Below are 18,056 nucleotides of genomic sequence, written 5' to 3' on the forward strand. Positions count from 1 at the left end.
CCAATTATTTTTATACAAAATTAATAGGTCATCATGGCAACCGAATGAATCTGGAATTAACTTTCTATTAGAATTTTAAGACCGATATTAAAATGAGATTAAAAAAAAGATGCAGATTAAAATGGGATTAAAATTTAGTTCCGGCTTTGTAATATAACTCCGCTAGTGCCTTTCTATAGTCCGTAACAAGCTTCTCTTGCTTGATCCGCATTTCGATCAGCTTGTTTTCCCTACTATTAACAACAAACAAGGTTGATTCACCCAATTCAAACTTATTTAATTCTCCCTTAAGAAGCAGTTCCTGATTACTTATATTGATCGATTGAAGTTCAATCTGTTTACTGTAAGCATTTAAATCATTATACTTTTTAACGACTTCATTGTAAATATTTCTCTCGGTCGCAACCTGTTCAAATCGTAGCTGATCGTGCTTAATCCGGACCTCTTTGAGCTTCCCACGTTCGGCGCGAATAAAAAGTGGAAATGCAAATTCAAAACCTAGCTTATAGTTCTGCCAATTAAAATCATACTGTGGTGGTACAAAATTATTAAAACCGCGACGGCTAGAAATGAGCGTGCCCGACACATTCAATTTAGGTTTAAGCATTTCTTTTCGATAACGTTCTTCAAATAGCAGTTGCTGATTTTTACTAGCCAACTTGATCATTTCGGGATGAACAATTTTTACCGAATCCAGCAGTGACTCGATCAAACGATTATCCGGCAAAATAACTTGGCCTTCGAGCTTATGCGGTATGGCATGATCGGGGAGTTCTACTGGAAATTGTTGATCATTCCACAAATGATTGGACAATACAATTTTCGCATTTTTAAGTTCAACTTCATACTTTGAAAGTTCTATCCGTCGTTCTTTTACAACGACCGAAGCTTCGATGGAATCGATTACAGGTTTATCTCCCAGCAGAGTCTGCTCACTGATTGCTTTAAACCGCTGATCCGCTAATTTAACGCCCTCCAATAAAAGTTGGTATTGCTGGTAAGCAAAATACCAGTTCCAATAATCTGAAAGTGCCTGAAACCAAATGGCATTTATTTGTTTTATCTTTTCGCCTTCGAGGTAGCTGATCATAGCCTTTGCCTGCTGCAACGTATTTCTTCTGCTATCGACAATTAAACCTTGCCCCAATGGAATACTTAAACCGATTGCGGAAAGCCCTGCATTATTTGTTCGGGATTGCGGGTTTGTATAATCACCTACATTGCGATCATAAGCAATTTTCAGATCTGCGCCAGCTAACCAAAGTGGAATTTTCAACTCACTATTCCATTGATTGTAATAATCCGTCTTGCCAAAATGCTTATTTTTAAAACTGGAATTTAGCGTCGGATCAAACTTCCCTAACGCCTGTGTTACTTGGGCTTTTGCAGTTTCACTCAGCAGATTCACTTGTTTAACGATGGGATGATTGGCCATTAAAAGCTCTTCCATATCATCCACGGTAAAAGTATTCCTTGCTCCATACTCCTTTTCCTGAGCCGAAAGATGGGGAGAGAAAAAAAACCACAGCACAATAAAAATGAAATTCAATTTGCTCATATAACAATTACTTTTTCTCCCTTTCTTTTGGTTCCCTTTCCAAACTCGGCGGAAAACCATTTAACTGTCGCCATATCTCATACCATAATGGGACTTTATTTAAAATAATTCTTCCATAAGCACCTGAGCCTTGGTTTAGCTGGATCGGCCAGGGCTCGTCACCCTCAGGAACTGGATCTGTCGCGCGTATCAAAATCCTAAATCGTCCATTCGTACTACTCACTTTATCGATGACTGAAACTTTTCCGGCAAAGGTACCGACCGCGACAGACGGCCATCCGGAAAATTGGATCGATGGCCAGCCATCAAATTGTAGCCTTACATCACTTTCCGGCTCAATCAGTGGGACATCCATCGCGTTTACATAAAGTTCTACGGCAAGCAGTGGTTTTTTAGGCTGTAATGTTGCAACGGACTCACCCTCCTTCATATTTTCACCAATTCCTGCCTTAAAGGTTTTTACAATAAAACCATCTTGTGGAGCCCTCACGACATATAGTCCCCGACGGACATCAATATTGGATATCTCATTTCTCAGTTTGGCGATATCCCCTTGTACAGAGGCCTTGGAGGAAAAAGCCGAACTTAAATCAGACTGCGCCTTCGCCAATGATTCATTATACTTTGCACGGATGTTGTTTAATTCGATACTGGCATTCGTTAATGATTGTCTTGAATTCGACAACTTGTTATCTGCACTTACAACTTTAGCTCGATCATTTTGCAGATTTAAGCGCCTTGTTTCGATATCTGTTAACGAAAATAAGCCGTCACGATAGCCCTCTTCGTACCGTTTGAGCCGCTTTTCACTAGTCTCAAAAAAGCTCATGACAGCGACCAATTCTGCACTATCTATTTTTACCAGATTTTGAGATTGGATCACCTTATTTTTAGCTGACGCAAGCTGAAAATCCAAACCATTTCGTAAAGCCTGAATCTGCGCTTCAGTGGCTTTCATTTTTTGATTAGCAGCATCTTCTCCGCTTTGTTTGGCATTCAATTGCTCTTCTAATCGCAATGGTAACATGGGATCAAAATAAGATTGAGAAGTCTCCGAAAGCACTAAAATCGTATCACCTTTCTTTACTTCCTGTCCTTCGGTGACTGCCCAATATTCGATGCGGCCACCAATCTGATTTTGGATAGTCTGCGGTCTATCTTGTGGACGTAAAGCCGTAACCGTTCCTACGCCAGGAATTGTCTGCCTCCATGGGAGAAAAAGTGCTAATACAAAAACAATCCCTGAAAACACGAGAATTCGCCCCAAGACGAGGGATCCCCGCTCTTTCAATAACTTATCAACCGCATCATGGGAAAGATCTCTCCAAGAGAGCGTTTTCTGATTCGAACGATCCTTATTAATCAACATAAACCGCAGCGTCCTCCTCCAACGCAAGATCCGTTACAGCCGCCAATTTGACAACTCCAGTAAGCATATCAAAAATAGTATTCAAATTTGTCATCAATTTTTCAATGGCATAACCAATTTGAACGATGACAACTTCAGCCGCCACAAATTGACCAAAAGTCATTTGCCGCTCAACAACAAAATAGGATCCAAGCAAGAGCATCGCGCCAAACAACAAGGTCCGAAGCAGGACAGAACCAATAAAGAAACGCTTTAAAACCTTAAAATGATCGTTCCTCGCCCCTAAATACTTACTGACAATATAATCTGTTGTTTTTGTCACTTCGTTCATTTTCGTCTCATCAGCACGATAATGGTCAATTTGTCCGGCAACAGATTCCAAATAGGCTACCGTCTCATATTTATATTCAGACTCTTCAATACTTGTTTTCAACCCTCTTTTATAGTATAAAACAAGTATCGTAATAACCGAAAAAATGACAATAAGGCCAAAGGCCAGAAATGCAGGATGATAAAATGATAATAAGACCACGCTAAAGAAAATTGTCACAACCGCGGCGATGATATCGATCAAAAGTTTGATAATTCCCTTTTGAATAATGATAACATCAAAAAATCGGTTGACCAACTCCACAAGGTTTTTTCCAAGTAACTCTTTAGGTTTAATTCTTGGCAAGCGATACGAAAATTCAATTGCCGATTTTAGAAAGATTTTCTGCTCCAAATATTCGACTAAGGTCAATTGTCCGATCAATAATACACCACCCACAATCACGCCAAATAACACAAAAGCAATTAAGATATAGGTAGAGCTATACATTGCTCCATTGCTTAAAAAATTAAAGATTGCTGTTATCCCTATTGGAATAGTCAAACTAAAAATCCCGATGACAATAGCATAAATAAATATATAATTGATTGTTTTTCGTTCAGTATGTAATAGGTTTGCCAACCGTTGTAAAGGCGATGGTCCACCTGGTATATGCCCCATAAAAGTAGATAGAAGATAAGTTAGAAATGATGAATTTCAGCTAAAACAATGGTAAAAACTCCGAGTGATCATTCTATTAGTCCGATTTCTCTGTTTCCAATATTTGATTGCTCTTTAAACGAGACCGTAGAACGAGTTTGGCGCTCAACTTTACGGAGTGCATTAGCGACATTAAAAAAATTGCGTGTTTTCTTTTTATAGGTATAATCTCGTGGTATTATGACCTCATTTACAGACTGTCCTCTGAGATAATGCTGCAAATAATGACTATTATCGGTACCCAAGATATCTGCAAAAATACTGAGCCTACGATTTTTATAGCGCTGATAGATTACGCTACATGCTTTTAAAAAAGATTCAGATTGAAGTGTTTCCAGTTGATCTTCCAACCCAATTCCGAGTAATTCACTCGCAGAAGTGCTGCTTTTATTGCCATACACAAGGATGATATCAATAGAATCAGCCGTTGACTCTTCAATACTTTGACGCACAAAATGGAGTGAATCAACTGTAAAATCACTAGGTATTAATATACGCGTTGTTTTAGCCATGCTTTTTTTTAGCAAAGTTAAAACGCACACATGGCAACGGAATGAATCTAAAATTAGCTTTCCATTAGAAAGCTCGCAACAGTATTAAAAGGAGATTAGAAATACCATTGAAATTAAAATTACATTAAAATCGAAGATAAGTGGGCAATTCAATTTCTACGGTTGTACCTTCTTCTACAACAGAATTGACCTTTAATGTCCCCCCATGGAGTTTAATAATATTTCTGGCCAACGGGAGACCAATACCATAGCCATCAATTCCACTTGTGTTGGAGGCTCTAAAATAAGGATCATAAATATGATCCAATTCCCGAGAGGGTATTCCGATACCTTTGTCTTTTATTAGAATAAAGACTTTATTGTCCAATGCACCCAAAGCAATATAAGCGGTTCTATCGGATGAATATTTACAGGCATTGCTGATAATATTGGATAGGGCAAGCTGTAACAAAATTGCATTTCCATTCACCTTGAGTCGCATACTATCATCTGGTAACAGACTGAAATCTGTAATAATCTTAAATTTGTCATTGATGGCCTTAACAGTCAGCTCGGCATCCATCACAATCTGATCAATACGAACGGGGCTAAATGCGGTTGCATTATTTACAAAACCTGTCCGCGCCAACAGTAAAAGTGCTTTTGTTTTTTTTTCCAAATGTTCTGCCGATTCAATGATCTTAAATAATGTTCGTTGGTACTCCTCTGTTGTTCGTTCTTTGGATAAAGCAAGATCCGCCTGTCCTATGATGGATGTCAATGGCGTATTTAGTTCATGTGATGCATTGCTGATAAAGTTCTTTTGTGTCTCGAAAGAGGTTTCCAAGCGCGTTAACATCCGATTAAATGTGAGCGCCAGACCATGAAGCTCACCTTTATATTTATCCTCATCCAATCGCTTATAGAGATTTTCCGAACCAATCTCTTGCACCTCCTTCATCATCGTCAATATTGGCTTTAAGAACGAACGTTTCATAAAAACCGAAACCACGAAAATAAAGAGAATTCCCAAAATCAGACTGATAATAAGCAGATTCCGAAGATAGGCCAAATGATGTGTATAAAAGTAATTTTCAGCAGAGGCCCCAACAATATAGTGCCGGCCATTTTGGGAGAAATATTTAGTTGAATAGAATTGATTACCCGACTTGAAATTTGAGCTTCCCTTTTTATTGATTTTATCCCAAAGTTCTTGATGAAATCCCTGGCTTCTTAAAATAGTACCTTTGCTATCAAACTCCACCAAAAACTCATGCTGATTATTGAGGTTCTCAATAAAATCAAGGCTCCACTGATCCGTTTGGGTAGCAGATTTACTGTTCAGGAATTTTTCAGCGGCAATATTTCGCCGCAGATCCAAACGTTTATAAAAATCTGTAAAGGCAAAATTCGTTATGGAATAAAAAATAAATCCTACAAAACAACTCACATATACGACAAGGATCGCGATGAGATAAATAAGCTTTCGGTTATAATTATGCATTTTAAACTATTCAGTCTTCAATCTTTAAAACGTATCCCATACCAATTACCGTATGAATCGCTTTTTTACTGGTCACTTTTTCGATCTTCTTTCTCAAATAATTGACATATACATCAACGACATTTGATCCAATATCAAAATTTATCCCCCAGATCTTATCCAGTAATTCAGTTCTTTCAAACACTTTTTTGGGACTTTGGATAAACAACAAAAGCAAACGATACTCTGTACTAGTCAAATTGAGCTCCTGCCCTTCACAATAGGCTATTTTTTTATAATCATCAATACTCAGAAAACCATAACTAAACGTGTCTTTCGATGGTTGCAAGTCACGCTGTGTTGCCTGTACGATAGACTGTTGTCTGCGGATCAATGAACGTATCCGAGCCTTCAATTCAATGAGCTTAAAGGGTTTGGAAAGATAATCATCAGCACCATTATCGAGTCCGAGCACCACATTCTCCGGGGTTCCAAGTGCAGTCAGCATCATAACAGGTAAATCTGTATAGCCCCATTGCCTGATCTGCTTACAAATATCTAGTCCATTAGTTCCCGGCAAAAGAATGTCCAGTAGTACAAGGGAGACATCTTGCTTCGCCAAAAGCTGTTCCAGACCTTCCGAACGCCCCAGATGAATGACTCTATAGCCATCCTCGCCTAAGCCTTGTACGATCAAATCAGCAACATCCTGCTCGTCTTCTACCAAAATAATTTTTTGCTCCTCCATATTTGTTATGATGTGTAGCTCCCTTTCGGGTGCTACGATCCAAACCATAAAAATAACGATTTGACCTAAGAGCCGCAAATTCCATTTTACTGAAATGCATCAATAAAAGATCCAATCCTTTAACAATTTTGATTAACCTAAGATTAACAGGCTTTAAGTCAAGATCCGCTATAAACACCTGCCGACATTTGAAGTTTTCGGGAACTGTTCCACACCGCATAAATGACCAGTATAAAAATAACCCAGTCGATCACTGCACTCGCCACATAAATGCTATGAATACCAAAATATTTTGGTACAATAATCAAAATAGGAATATAGAATACGACCTGCCGCAATAGGCTAATAAAAGTTGCTGGTCTAGCATGGTCAATGGAAGGAAACCAAACCATGGCCATAAAAACAAAGGGGAGCACGAGCAACACGCTCATATAAATTCTAAAATCCAACAATTGTTGCAACGAAAATAAAGTATGTGGTATCATAACAGCCATTACTCCTGCAGGGTAAACCATCACCAGCAACCAAAAAGGAAGTAGAATTAGCAGTCCTGTAATAGCAAATAAACGATATGATTCAATGCATCTTGCAAAACGCCCCGCCCCATAATTCATGCCTGCAACAGGCTGTAAAGCACGCATAAGGCCCCAAAGCGGCGTGTTCAACAGAATATAAAAACGATTGACAGCGGTAAAGAATGTAATATCCATTTCATTGCCGTAACTGGTCAATGCATTGAAAACAACAATATTTTGAATGACAATCATGATCATCATAACGAAACCAGGCATACCCAAAGAAAGCGCTTCCTTTAAAATGGGTAAATCCCAGGATAATGACCAAAACTTGGTTGTGAAAGAAGCTTTACCGCCAGCATAATACCATACACCTAAAATCGTATAAATAATCATCGACACATTCGTCGCCCAGGCCGCACCAGAAACACCCCAGCCGAAGCTGCGTATAAAAAGCGGTTTGAGCAGCACATCAATGAGTAAACCAACGGCAATCATCCAGGCCGCAGTTTTCATGCGTCCCTCAGCTCGAATGATCATGTTGAGTGCTAAACCATAAATCCAGAAAAAACTCCCCAATATGGTCGCCCGGAAATAATCGACCCCAAGCGATAGTATATCACCACGCCCTCCCATCATGTAGACTAGTTTTTCTGCAAATACATAACAAGGCAATGTAATAGCTATGGAGAAAAGGATAGTTAAAAAATTAATACTCCCAAACGATCTAAACAATTTGTCCTGCCGGTTCCCACCAATCCAAATACTAATTGCCGCTCCCATACCGGTACCTATCAAGGTCCCGAATCCTTGGGCAAACTGTGCTAAAGGATAGGTCACACCAACTGCAGCCAAAGCTGTATTATTGATTAAATGCCCTACAAAAATACCATCCAAGAAATTATTCAGACCATAAAGGAGCATGGCGATCACTGCAGGCCACGACATCTGCCACATCACCCTGCTCAGCTTCGCGTTTAAAATCAGTTGCGTCTGTTTTTCCATAACACATTCTAAACATTAAGCCTGAATTTCTTCGCTTTCACTGCGACGATCAGTGGCCGATTTATCCTCAGATACCCCCGCTTTCCAATAGGAATAAGCATAGAGTTCTTTCCTTTCCCAGCCAAGATCCTTACGTAAGTAATTGCGAATTTCCTTCACCGTTGAAAACTCAGCGGCCACATAGGCAAATTTATCCTGTTGAGGCAATGATCTTATCTTCACTAAATCTGCCAAAAGACTTCCTTTTTGCGGCATATCATTATGCAGCCAAATAAAATCGATGTCTGCTTTGGTATCCAATTGCTGTATATCCTCGCTACCATGCACCTCGATCATACAAATCCCCTTTGCCGAAGCTGGAAGATCTTCCAGAATAGCACCTAAAACCGGAATGGCCGTAGCGTCTCCTACAAGAAGATAATTTGCTGCGACTCCATATAATTCCGTTTTCCCATGTTTCATCAATACGCCAAGTGTATCTCCAGTCTTTGCAGTTATTGCCCAGGCAGAGGCCGGACCTTCGTCACCATGAGCAACAAAATCAATCCATATCTCATTTCGATCAAGGTTTATACCACGATGTGTATATGTACGTATTGTTGGCCGAATAGCTTCATCCATAGGCTTCCACAGTCCCCGTTCGTAATCGAATTCAGGAAAATAAACCGTATCTACACCATTTGGAGGAATTAAAATTTTATTATTTACGCCAACCGTCGTATCAGCAATTTGCTGCACGGCATCGCCCTGCAAATAGACCCGAATATAATGTGGTGTCACGTATTCTTTCCTGCTAACAGTCAGAATGGCCTGTATCACTTTCATTTCATCTTTTCCCATGATTTTTAATTTAATGCATATTTGACAGAAAGACTATTATTAAGAATCTTTCTAAACAAAGATAATTATTAGATCCTAGCCCACTAGGGCCCACATCCAATTAAAAGTTCCGTAGAAAGGAATAAAAAGTCCGCAAATTGTGAAAATGGTTTTTCTGAATGCTAAAAGTTTCTTTTCAGCTTACTGGGAGGAATCCCAAATTTACGTTTAAAAGCATCTGAGAAATGACGCTGATTTTTATAACCGACTAAGTCGGAAACCTCTCCGATCGTCCGATCCGCTTCTAAGATCAACTTTTTAGCGTGCTCCATTTTTGCATCATGCCAAAAGCCGAAAACAGTTGTTCCAAAGAGCTCTTTAAATCCCTTTTTTAAAGTAAATTCATTGGTACCAACAGCATGCGCTAGATTGATCAGTGTACTATTCCCATCAATGTTTTGCAATAAAAATTCCCTTACAGCATAAATTTTATCGATGTCTGTCTTTTTTAAGGATACAGCAGCTCGATCATCTACCTGCAGCTGTTCGAGCTGGAGAAGCAATAACTCCATAATCTTTGCTTCCAAGTAGATTTTCTTAAAAATACCTTTTCGTTCACAGCGGGTTATGCCATCGATAATTTCATACATCTCATGGGTAATCTGCCTATTTAGATTCATCAACAAGCCCGATCTACCTCGATCAATAGCATTCCTAAACTCATCAAAGAACTTTGAATCTTCAGGTAAAAACTTCTTAAAAAATTCAGGCGATAAATTTATTTCACACAGCTGAAATTCCTGATCTCCCCATTCCATTCTTCCACAGATCGAATTTCCATAGATAATATTATGTTGATGGGCATCAAAACTTACACCGGACGGCATCATTTCTCCACTAGCGTAACTGCTGCCCTTCAGGGCAAAGTGCATTTCGACAGTTTCAAAATCACTTTCGAAACGAAAACGCATTCGCTTAAATAAATTAGCATGACCATAACCAATATGAATGCCATCAAAGAAAATTTCCTTATAAAAGCCTTTCCCAAAAGAAGCATCCAGATGCGTTATGGATTCATAGATTCCCGTATCAAGAGAAAAGCAAGTATTTGGATAATTCCGCTCTAGCAGTAAATTTGGGGAATCAATTTCATATAGTTTAAGTGCCATTATTAACTTCCTGTAATCAGTTTCAAATAATACCGGTCTTTTTGCTTGGGAGGTTTCTTTCAAGAAAAACTCCTTTCGACGGACATTTTACTCCTTTATCCAGACCCTATAACAGTAGAATTGCCGTTACCTTTAGCTAAAGTATAAAATTATTTAGAATCATTCTTAATTATTTAAAAAATAATTCACCATGTATACAAATAGCAATCAAAATATACCTTCAGACGATATGGATAAAATTGCAGAGAAGGCCATGGACTCCGGCCTTATTATGAACGAGAGTATCTACAATAATATTAAAATTGCTAATCCGAGGGCGACTAAACACGATATTATCCTAGCAGCAGAAAAGGCAAAAGTTCTGGATTTTGCCTGGGAGTTTCCAAAGGGCTTGGACACCCTAATTATTCCCGGTAAACCGCTATCTGTACTTCAGCAACAGCAAATTCAGCTGGCACGTGAATTTTTAAGGACATTGTCCTAAATGTCGACAAAGTAGCCCATGCCATTACTTTTGAGTGCGGTAATGGCATGGGAAGTTGGTTGGAATGCTATTGCCGAACCCATCCTTCGATAAGATCCCGATGTTGTTCAACCCATTTTTTTGCAACAGCTTCTTTATTTTTGCTGCCTTCCATCTCCGACAACAAATCTGCCATGGTTGTTTCATCAAAATAGATTTTAGAAAAAAACTTTGCTAACTCAGGCTGTTCTATTTTAAACGCCTTTCGTGTAAAAATTTTAATTTGCTCTGCATCGCCCAACGTCTTTTTAGGATCTTCCAGAAACTTCAATTTCATTTTAGCAAACATCCAATGGGGCTGCCAACCGGCAACAACGATCCACCTTCTCGCTTTGATTGCATTTTGTAATTCTGTGATCATAGCTACAGTAGAGGAATTTATATGTTTGTAATCCAATCCGTAGTCTACAATAACCTGATCTACCGCCCTTGTGATTCCTGCGCCTTTTTCAATGCCAATAATTTGTCCGTTGAACTCTTTACGATGTGTTTTCAATTCTTCAATGCTATCAATTGTTACGTAATCCGGTACAACAAGTCCATTTCGCGCATGGTTATAACTCGTTCCAAGCTCTTCAATATTGGGGAATTTAGCCACTTTACTTCCATGGGTCAAAGGTAGCCAGACATCCATATATAGATCTGTATCACCATTATTCATCGAGGCTAAGATCATATCTGGTGTAGCGCGTTGGATAACGACGTGATACCCCTTTTCTTCCATAATAACTTTTGCGACCTCTGTCATTGCGACTCCCTCGGCCCAACCATCGACCATACCGATATGGATCATCTTTTTATTTCGACCTGTCGTACATGCCGCCATCAACAGTACAATCAGACAAAATCCTATGAATTTAATTTTTCTCATATTATGCGTTCTTTTTCACAAAACCTTGAGTAATTCGATCAAGAATAATGGCAAGGATGACGACAGACAATCCGCTTTCAAATCCCAGCCCAATATCCAAATTATTGATACCCTCCAATACTTTTTCTCCTAATCCTCCAGCTGCAATCATCCCAGCAATCACAACCATCGATAAGGATAATAATATGGTTTGGTTAATACCCGCAAGAATCGTTTTCGTAGCCAAAGGCAACTCTACTTTAAATAAGATCTGGCGATTGGTCGCTCCAAAAGAACGTGCAGCCTCTACAATATCCTTTGGCACTGCATCAATTCCCAAAGTTGTCAAACGGACAGCTGGGGGCATCGCAAATATAATGGTAGCAAAAGCCCCAGGTACCTTACCGATGCTAAAAAAGAGCACTGCTGGAATTAAGTAGACAAAGGCAGGCATCGTCTGCATCAAATCAAGCAATGGACGAATGATTTTTGCGGCTAACTTATTTTTTGCAGCCCATACGCCCAAAGGGACTGAAATAACCAGCGCTGTCGCCGTCGCGACTAATACCAATGCTAAGGTTTCCATCGTGGCGACCCAAAATCCCATGAGATAAATCAATGTTAACCCTAACACTGTTGTCAATGCTACCCCTTTACCCGATTTCCACCAGGCTAATGCCGTGAATAAAGCGATCAGAATAAAAAATGGAATGGTTGTTAATACCCATTCCAATCCTAGAATTGAGGCATTACCCGTGTTTTTTATCAGATTAAAAAACGGTTCTAAATGATCTGTCAGCCAATTGACGGCTACAGCTATATATTGTCCTATATCAATTACTTTATTCATTTCTACTGATTATTTGCTTTCTCTTTTAATTCAATAATTTCTTCTTCATTATATTTTGTCGCCTCGATAATCAAAGAGGTTTGTGTAACGATACCCAATAAGCGACTGTGTTCATTCACAACAGCAATGGGCGATCTAACCTCTGATATCAAGGGCAGCATTTCTTCTACGGTCACTTCCTTTGACACCGTTGGAACGTTGGTATGTATAATGGATTCCACTGTAGGTTCCTTGCGCTTGGCCGACTGAATAACTTCATTTATGTGAACAAATCCAAGAAAAGTATCATGTGCATCGACTACAGGCAGAATTTCGATTCCAGTAGCTCTCATTTTCCGCAAAGCCCCCTCCGGACCGTCTTTTTTGAAACGTACGACAGTGGGTTTTTCAAACATCAGCGATCCCGCTGAAATAATGGATTTACGATCCACCTTTTCCACAAAGGCTTTAACATACTCGCTTGCCGGATTTGTAAGGATATCTTCCGCTGTACCAATCTGCTCAATAACGCCATCCTTCATAATGGCAATACGATCGCCTAATTTGATTGCTTCATCTAAATCATGCGTAATAAATACAATTGTTTTTTGCAGATTATCCTGAAGTTCAAGCAGCTGATCTTGCATTTCAGTTTTAATCAGTGGATCCAATGCTGAAAACGCTTCATCCATCAGTAGTACCTCCGGGTCATTTGCAAGCGCACGGGCTAAACCGACACGTTGCTGCATACCACCAGAGAGCTGAGCGGGCAGCTGCTGCTCGAATCCATTCAATCCTACTATATCAAGTGCTTTTTGGGCTTTCGATTGGCGTTTCTCCTTATCCTCCCCCCTGAGTTCCAAACCGAAAGCCGCATTGCTTAGCACTGTGTGATGGGGCAACAAACCGAACTTCTGAAAAACCATGCTCATTTCTGTTCGGCGAACCTCAAGGAGATCCTTATTATTTTTTCCGGTAATATCCTCGCCATTAATAAATACTTTGCCCGAAGTTGGTTCATTTAAGCGATTGAGACATCGAAGCAAGGTAGACTTGCCGCTGCCAGAGAGCCCCATGATAACAAAAAATTCCCCTTCGAGAATTTCAAAATTAGCTTTGTTGATCCCAATCGTACAATCCGTCTTTGCTAAGATCTCCTTTTTGGAGAAACCTTCGTTCAGCAATTTCAGAGCTTGCTTCTTCTGTTTCCCAAAAACAAGCACCAAGTCCTCTACTTTTACTTTTATCTTTCTAGTTTTATCCATTCTTTAATTTTTTTAAACATAAGTAAACCATCCGGGCACAAGTGATCCACTAAGGCTAAATACCTACGTCGCTTTCATTGAAATAAAATATCCCTACAGTTGAGTTCGTTTGATCGAAATCCTACTATTCAGTTCAATCAACTTATTAACTAACATACTTTACTCTCGGTTCGATAAGAGCAATGATGAAAAAGAAACTAATCTTTTAAAGACGAAATGCAGTAAAGCATCTCCAAAAATATACTTCAACAAGTATTACGAACAACCTAGACCATGCCGTTTAGCGCCCTGGCCATAGCGGAATAAACTCACGCCATTCTGTCTTTTGACAGTACAAAGGTACGAAAAATAAATTAAACGACTTTTTTACAACATATAAACCTATAAAACAACAACTTATAAACTGAAAGAAGTTTATCAATTTTATTAGGTTCCCCTATGGTCTCATTGTTAAAACAGCCGATCCTTCAGCCCATATTGCAGACACAGAGCCTTTGCCTTTTCCGCAAATGCCTTTCTATAATATAAGGGTAGTTTTCCATCGGTGCCAAATAATCTTTGGTACTTTGTTAATAACTGAGGATAATGCTGTTCAACTGCCCGCAAGACTAAAGTCCGATTGTCGCTGGGACCTGAACCATATAAAGCTAAGGTAGCAGGGAAAATATAATTTGCACTCATAGATTGAAAAGCGGCAAACATCTGATCGAGATGAACTCCAGTGTCAGAAATAAACGGCAATAGCGGCATTAAACTCACTCCGCTGCAAAGACCTTCAGAACGCGCTTTTCCAAGTGCTTCCAAACGAAGTTCTGGAGATGGTGCCCCTGGTTCGAAAATTTTAGCGATAGCAGCATCTATCGTCGAAAATGAAAACGTAATAAAAGCGCCATGTGTCAACTTATCTTGAAGATCAAGAGGAAGTATAGCTTCTGCATTGATCTGCTTCAACAAATCAAAATCCCTGCAGACTAAATTCGATTTTGTGATAATATGTACCGGAAAGCGATAATGAAGAATAACTTCCAGCAATTTTCGAGTCAGCAATTCCCTCTCTTCAAATTGCAAATAAGGATCTGTAGCAGAAGATAATACGATTATGCCATATTGCTTTCGACGGGCACGAAGCGCTAATGCTCGCTCCAACAAGTCAACAGCATTACTCTTGATGCTCAGCTTTTCAGCCATATTGAGCCCATATTGACTACCTCTAATATAGCAATACAGGCAATTAAAAGAACAGCCACTATAAGGATTTATGGTATAATCGTCAAGAAACCAAGGATCCCTCCGTTTGGTTTTATTAAGAATGGACTTAGCAATTACAACTTGCATACGTTATTTTATCGTTATAATTCCACTATCGTGAAGGAGCTGAACTTCATGTTATTAAATCCGGACCGAAAAATACACCGGACGGAAAATTTCTGTGAAATTATTCATATTAATAGATTTATCAAAACTCATTTCATCTACACATCACCTCAATTGGGCTATTTCTTTGGTCTTGGTTTTTAGAAATTTGTGTTACCAAAAGAAAAAAACAAGGCACAGCAATCTGAAAATAAAATCTGGTTTATCACCTGCAGCCCGCCTGGATTTGCAAATAATTACAAATATTTCATTTTCAATACTTAATAAAGGCATTTATTCATTACCTTTATGTCATTGAAACAAAACTCAACTCAAGCCATGTTTATCGGCGCTGTCAAATGGTTCGACAATAACAAAGGATTTGGTACTCTTGCGTTACCTTCCGGAGAAGAACTCTTTGTGCATATACGTAGGTTTAAAGTTCCTCCAGAACATATTATTCAACCTGGAGAAGTGATTGTCGGCGATAAAAAACCTGATTCCAAAAGGAATGGTTACCTCGCCCAAAACTGCAGGATTCTCAAAAGACCCGAGGACTGGAAATACGTCATCTCCCTCCTCGACAAAGAACATACCGTACTCATCCCCGACAGTCACGGTAGAGAACAAAAGCACAACTTAACCTCATTGACCGCAAGACAACTCCTAAGAACCCAGCCCAAAGAACATATATTGGCAATGCTTACCGCTAATTTCGACGCTCATTTCAACAGCTCAGTTTTTATTCCTTATGCCGAATTGATTGATAAAAGTGTCACTGGTGTTTTCGAGAAAGAAGTTGCTTCCGATTTACTTTCCAAAGTGTACGAATACTTTGGAAAACATGTTTCCCATCAGATTTTATTTCGGGTATGGAAAGAAAGAATGTTCAGATATATCGGTTATCCGGCCGAAGGCGACTACGAAATACCTGAAGTCGTATTTAATCTGAACGCAACTGAAATCAATTGTGCGGATCTTGATAGAATCAACACGTACAGCTTTGGCAAATCTTTTTGTAGTGATTTTGTAAATGCTTTATTTGAAGACATAGAAACAATGGACAAAAAGGATATTGAACCTTTGTTACCATATCTTGAGTTTTTGGAGAATGAAGATTCTATCGAAAAAATACAGACTCTTATGCAAGAATAGCTGAGTCGAATGCCTGCCACCAAACCCCAGTCTATTTTTTTGGAAATATCATCCAAGAAATCATCAATTAAGGCAAGAAGCATAGAAGGGTGATTATTGAAAAACCTGTAGAATTGACCGCTACAGTCTATTCTACAGGTTTAAATCGAAGTGCACTGAGACTTACCTTCTCACCATCACCTTCGAGAAATGAAACCATAACTTTATACTTTCCTGGGGCCTTAAATTTCATCCATCCCCAAGGGTACCAATTATACACAGAAGCGGCCGCTTGCTGATTCTGTACAATCTCCCCAGCTGAATTTTCAATCTTCCACACTACTCTCCCCTGCCCCGTATAATTTAGATCAATTTGATAATAGCCTGGCTTAACAATATCTATAGCATACGTTAGTTTACTTTGATCAGTCCATTCCCCTACTTGAACAACGTGCTTCCATTCACCGAATTTCTCCATCCAGGATTTCCCCGTTTTATTGCATCCTTCAACTTCGGCAAAGTCTACCGGAAGAATTGTCTCCATACCTGGATCAATGCCCAACATCTTATCAATAACGGGCGCTTCCTGCATAACGACCTCAATCACAGAAACCAGCGGATCCGGAGCAACCGATGGGGTATTGATTTTCAACCATTTTCCATCGATCGTGTAATTCAAGGACTTTTTGCCGTTGGAAGTTAAAAGGCTAATCGACTTTATCCCTTTTGTTAGGCCCGGAACAAACAATTTTCCATTGTTTGGCCAGCGATAGACCAACAATGAAATTTTACGTCCCTGTACAGTAGCATCCCCCCAGGGCAAGGCATGCCCCCAAGGTGAAGCTTGCGCACCATAAACGGCCTTTGGATATTTTCGGATCCAGGCACCAGCACCGCGCAAAGCTAAACTCGCGGGCTCTGGAATAGTCCCATCTGGTTTAGGCCCAACATTTAACATATAGGTCCCACCCCGACCAATAGTCGACAAGGTACGTGACAAGATCTCACGAGCACTCTTCCAATTATTGTCGTACCAAGCATAACCCCAAGAGTCGTTGGTTACATCTACTGCTTCCCAAAGACCTGGAACATTCTGCCGCGGTACTTCCATATCCCCCAAAGTAGAATAATCACCGAGCCCGTGCCCAACACGCCCCGACACATATGCTCCAGGTTGATTTTTATGAACCAATTCGACAAGTTTCTGTGCGTATTTCTTATCCATTCCACCCGGAGTATCGAACCAGACCAATTCTATCGGCCCATACTGAGTCGTAATCTGATTCACTTCAGGATAGCATTTCTCCCAAAAATAATCGTCAAATGTTTTCGGCTGACCAAGCGCATCCACCTTGGGACCTCCATTTCCACCAGGATAAGTCCAATCCTGATTTTGCGAATAATAAAAGCCAAAACCGATCCCCCCTTCCTTACATGCTTTCGCGAGCTCAATCATTGGATCACGCTTAAAATCAGTCGCCTCAACAATATTAAACGAATTCACCTTAGAATGAAACATCGAAAATCCATCGTGATGTTTGCTCGTAATCGCGATATAGCGCATCCCAGCATCTTTTGCAAGCTGTACAATCGCTTTAGCGTCAAAATGATCTGGATGAAAAGACGCCGCCGCTGCCATGTAATCAGCGGCAGGGATATTGGCCATGCTTTTGTTCATGAGCCATTCCCCTATGCCATAAAACGTTTTCCCTTTCCAGGTATTCGCCAGCTGCGAATAGATCCCCCAATGGATAAACATCGCATATTTGCCGTCACGAAATAATTTACCCCTATTTTTGGAGATCGGATTCCTCCCCCCTTCACCATTCCACATTTGTTCCATCTGTTGCGCTGAAGCCTGGTTCACAACCAACCCCGCCAGTGCTAGACAAAACAAGATCTTTTTAATACCCAT

Annotated in this window: 16 protein-coding genes; 2 read left to right on the plus strand and 14 right to left on the minus strand. The window is 39.8% G+C overall.

Features of this window, described 5'->3' with window-relative positions:
- Positions 1-127 precede the first annotated feature (127 nt).
- From AB1Z56_RS12300 to AB1Z56_RS12340, 9 genes are all read right to left on the minus strand, one after another.
- Positions 128-1,558, minus strand: coding sequence for a TolC family protein (locus tag AB1Z56_RS12300; protein ID WP_426792162.1), 1,431 nt, complete (start codon positions 1,556-1,558; stop codon positions 128-130).
- Between the two features lie 7 nt (positions 1,559-1,565).
- Positions 1,566-2,927 carry an HlyD family secretion protein gene (locus tag AB1Z56_RS12305; RefSeq protein ID WP_309363116.1) on the minus strand — a complete coding sequence of 454 codons (1,362 nt, stop codon included), beginning with the start codon at positions 2,925-2,927 and terminating at the stop codon, positions 1,566-1,568.
- Positions 2,917-3,918, minus strand: a complete 1,002-nt coding sequence (locus AB1Z56_RS12310) for an ABC transporter transmembrane domain-containing protein (protein ID WP_426792163.1) — start codon at positions 3,916-3,918, stop codon at positions 2,917-2,919. Before AB1Z56_RS12310 ends, AB1Z56_RS12305 begins: the two co-directional genes overlap by 11 nt.
- Before the next feature lie 68 nt (positions 3,919-3,986).
- Entirely contained in the window at positions 3,987-4,469 is a 483-nt protein-coding gene (locus AB1Z56_RS12315; RefSeq protein WP_309363112.1) for a hypothetical protein, read from the minus strand.
- Between the two features lie 124 nt (positions 4,470-4,593).
- Positions 4,594-5,952, minus strand: a complete 1,359-nt coding sequence (locus AB1Z56_RS12320; RefSeq protein WP_426792164.1) for a HAMP domain-containing sensor histidine kinase — start codon at positions 5,950-5,952, stop codon at positions 4,594-4,596.
- Positions 5,953-5,962: 10 nt separating this feature from the next.
- Entirely contained in the window at positions 5,963-6,727 is a 765-nt protein-coding gene (locus AB1Z56_RS12325) for a response regulator transcription factor (protein ID WP_309363108.1), read from the minus strand.
- Positions 6,728-6,837: 110 nt separating this feature from the next.
- A complete protein-coding gene (locus tag AB1Z56_RS12330; protein WP_313267288.1) occupies positions 6,838-8,199 on the minus strand; it encodes an MATE family efflux transporter in 1,362 nt (453 codons plus the stop codon).
- 15 nt (positions 8,200-8,214) lie between these two features.
- The gene (locus AB1Z56_RS12335; RefSeq protein WP_426792165.1) at positions 8,215-9,039 is read right to left on the minus strand and encodes a siderophore-interacting protein; all 825 of its coding nucleotides are present in this window, start codon (positions 9,037-9,039) and stop codon (positions 8,215-8,217) included.
- A 161-nt stretch (positions 9,040-9,200) separates the two neighbouring features.
- Positions 9,201-10,187 carry a helix-turn-helix transcriptional regulator gene (locus AB1Z56_RS12340; RefSeq protein ID WP_309363103.1) on the minus strand — a complete coding sequence of 329 codons (987 nt, stop codon included), beginning with the start codon at positions 10,185-10,187 and terminating at the stop codon, positions 9,201-9,203.
- 190 nt (positions 10,188-10,377) lie between these two features.
- Here AB1Z56_RS12340 and AB1Z56_RS12345 point away from each other — a divergent pair, with 190 nt between their 5' ends.
- Positions 10,378-10,671, plus strand: coding sequence for a hypothetical protein (locus tag AB1Z56_RS12345; protein WP_309363102.1), 294 nt, complete (start codon positions 10,378-10,380; stop codon positions 10,669-10,671).
- Between the two features lie 67 nt (positions 10,672-10,738).
- Here AB1Z56_RS12345 and AB1Z56_RS12350 read toward each other — a convergent pair whose 3' ends face one another.
- The 4 genes from AB1Z56_RS12350 to AB1Z56_RS12365 form a co-directional block, all read right to left on the minus strand.
- Entirely contained in the window at positions 10,739-11,581 is an 843-nt protein-coding gene (locus AB1Z56_RS12350) for a glycine betaine ABC transporter substrate-binding protein (protein ID WP_309363101.1), read from the minus strand.
- A 1-nt stretch (position 11,582) separates the two neighbouring features.
- The gene (locus AB1Z56_RS12355; RefSeq protein ID WP_309363099.1) at positions 11,583-12,410 is read right to left on the minus strand and encodes an ABC transporter permease; all 828 of its coding nucleotides are present in this window, start codon (positions 12,408-12,410) and stop codon (positions 11,583-11,585) included.
- Positions 12,411-12,412: 2 nt separating this feature from the next.
- Positions 12,413-13,654 carry a quaternary amine ABC transporter ATP-binding protein gene (locus AB1Z56_RS12360; RefSeq protein WP_309363098.1) on the minus strand — a complete coding sequence of 414 codons (1,242 nt, stop codon included), beginning with the start codon at positions 13,652-13,654 and terminating at the stop codon, positions 12,413-12,415.
- A gap of 450 nt (positions 13,655-14,104) precedes the next feature.
- A complete protein-coding gene (locus AB1Z56_RS12365; protein WP_309363096.1) occupies positions 14,105-14,989 on the minus strand; it encodes an SPL family radical SAM protein in 885 nt (294 codons plus the stop codon).
- Between the two features lie 327 nt (positions 14,990-15,316).
- Between AB1Z56_RS12365 and AB1Z56_RS12370 the strand changes: the two genes are divergently transcribed.
- Positions 15,317-16,162, plus strand: a complete 846-nt coding sequence (locus AB1Z56_RS12370) for a cold-shock protein (protein ID WP_309363094.1) — start codon at positions 15,317-15,319, stop codon at positions 16,160-16,162.
- A 127-nt stretch (positions 16,163-16,289) separates the two neighbouring features.
- Here the strand turns inward: AB1Z56_RS12370 and AB1Z56_RS12375 are convergent, their stop codons facing one another.
- The gene (locus tag AB1Z56_RS12375) at positions 16,290-18,056 is read right to left on the minus strand and encodes an alpha-L-fucosidase (protein WP_426792166.1); all 1,767 of its coding nucleotides are present in this window, start codon (positions 18,054-18,056) and stop codon (positions 16,290-16,292) included.

It is taken from the genome of Sphingobacterium sp. WOUb80, assembly GCF_050058145.1.
Taxonomy (GTDB): Bacteria; Bacteroidota; Bacteroidia; order Sphingobacteriales; family Sphingobacteriaceae; genus Sphingobacterium.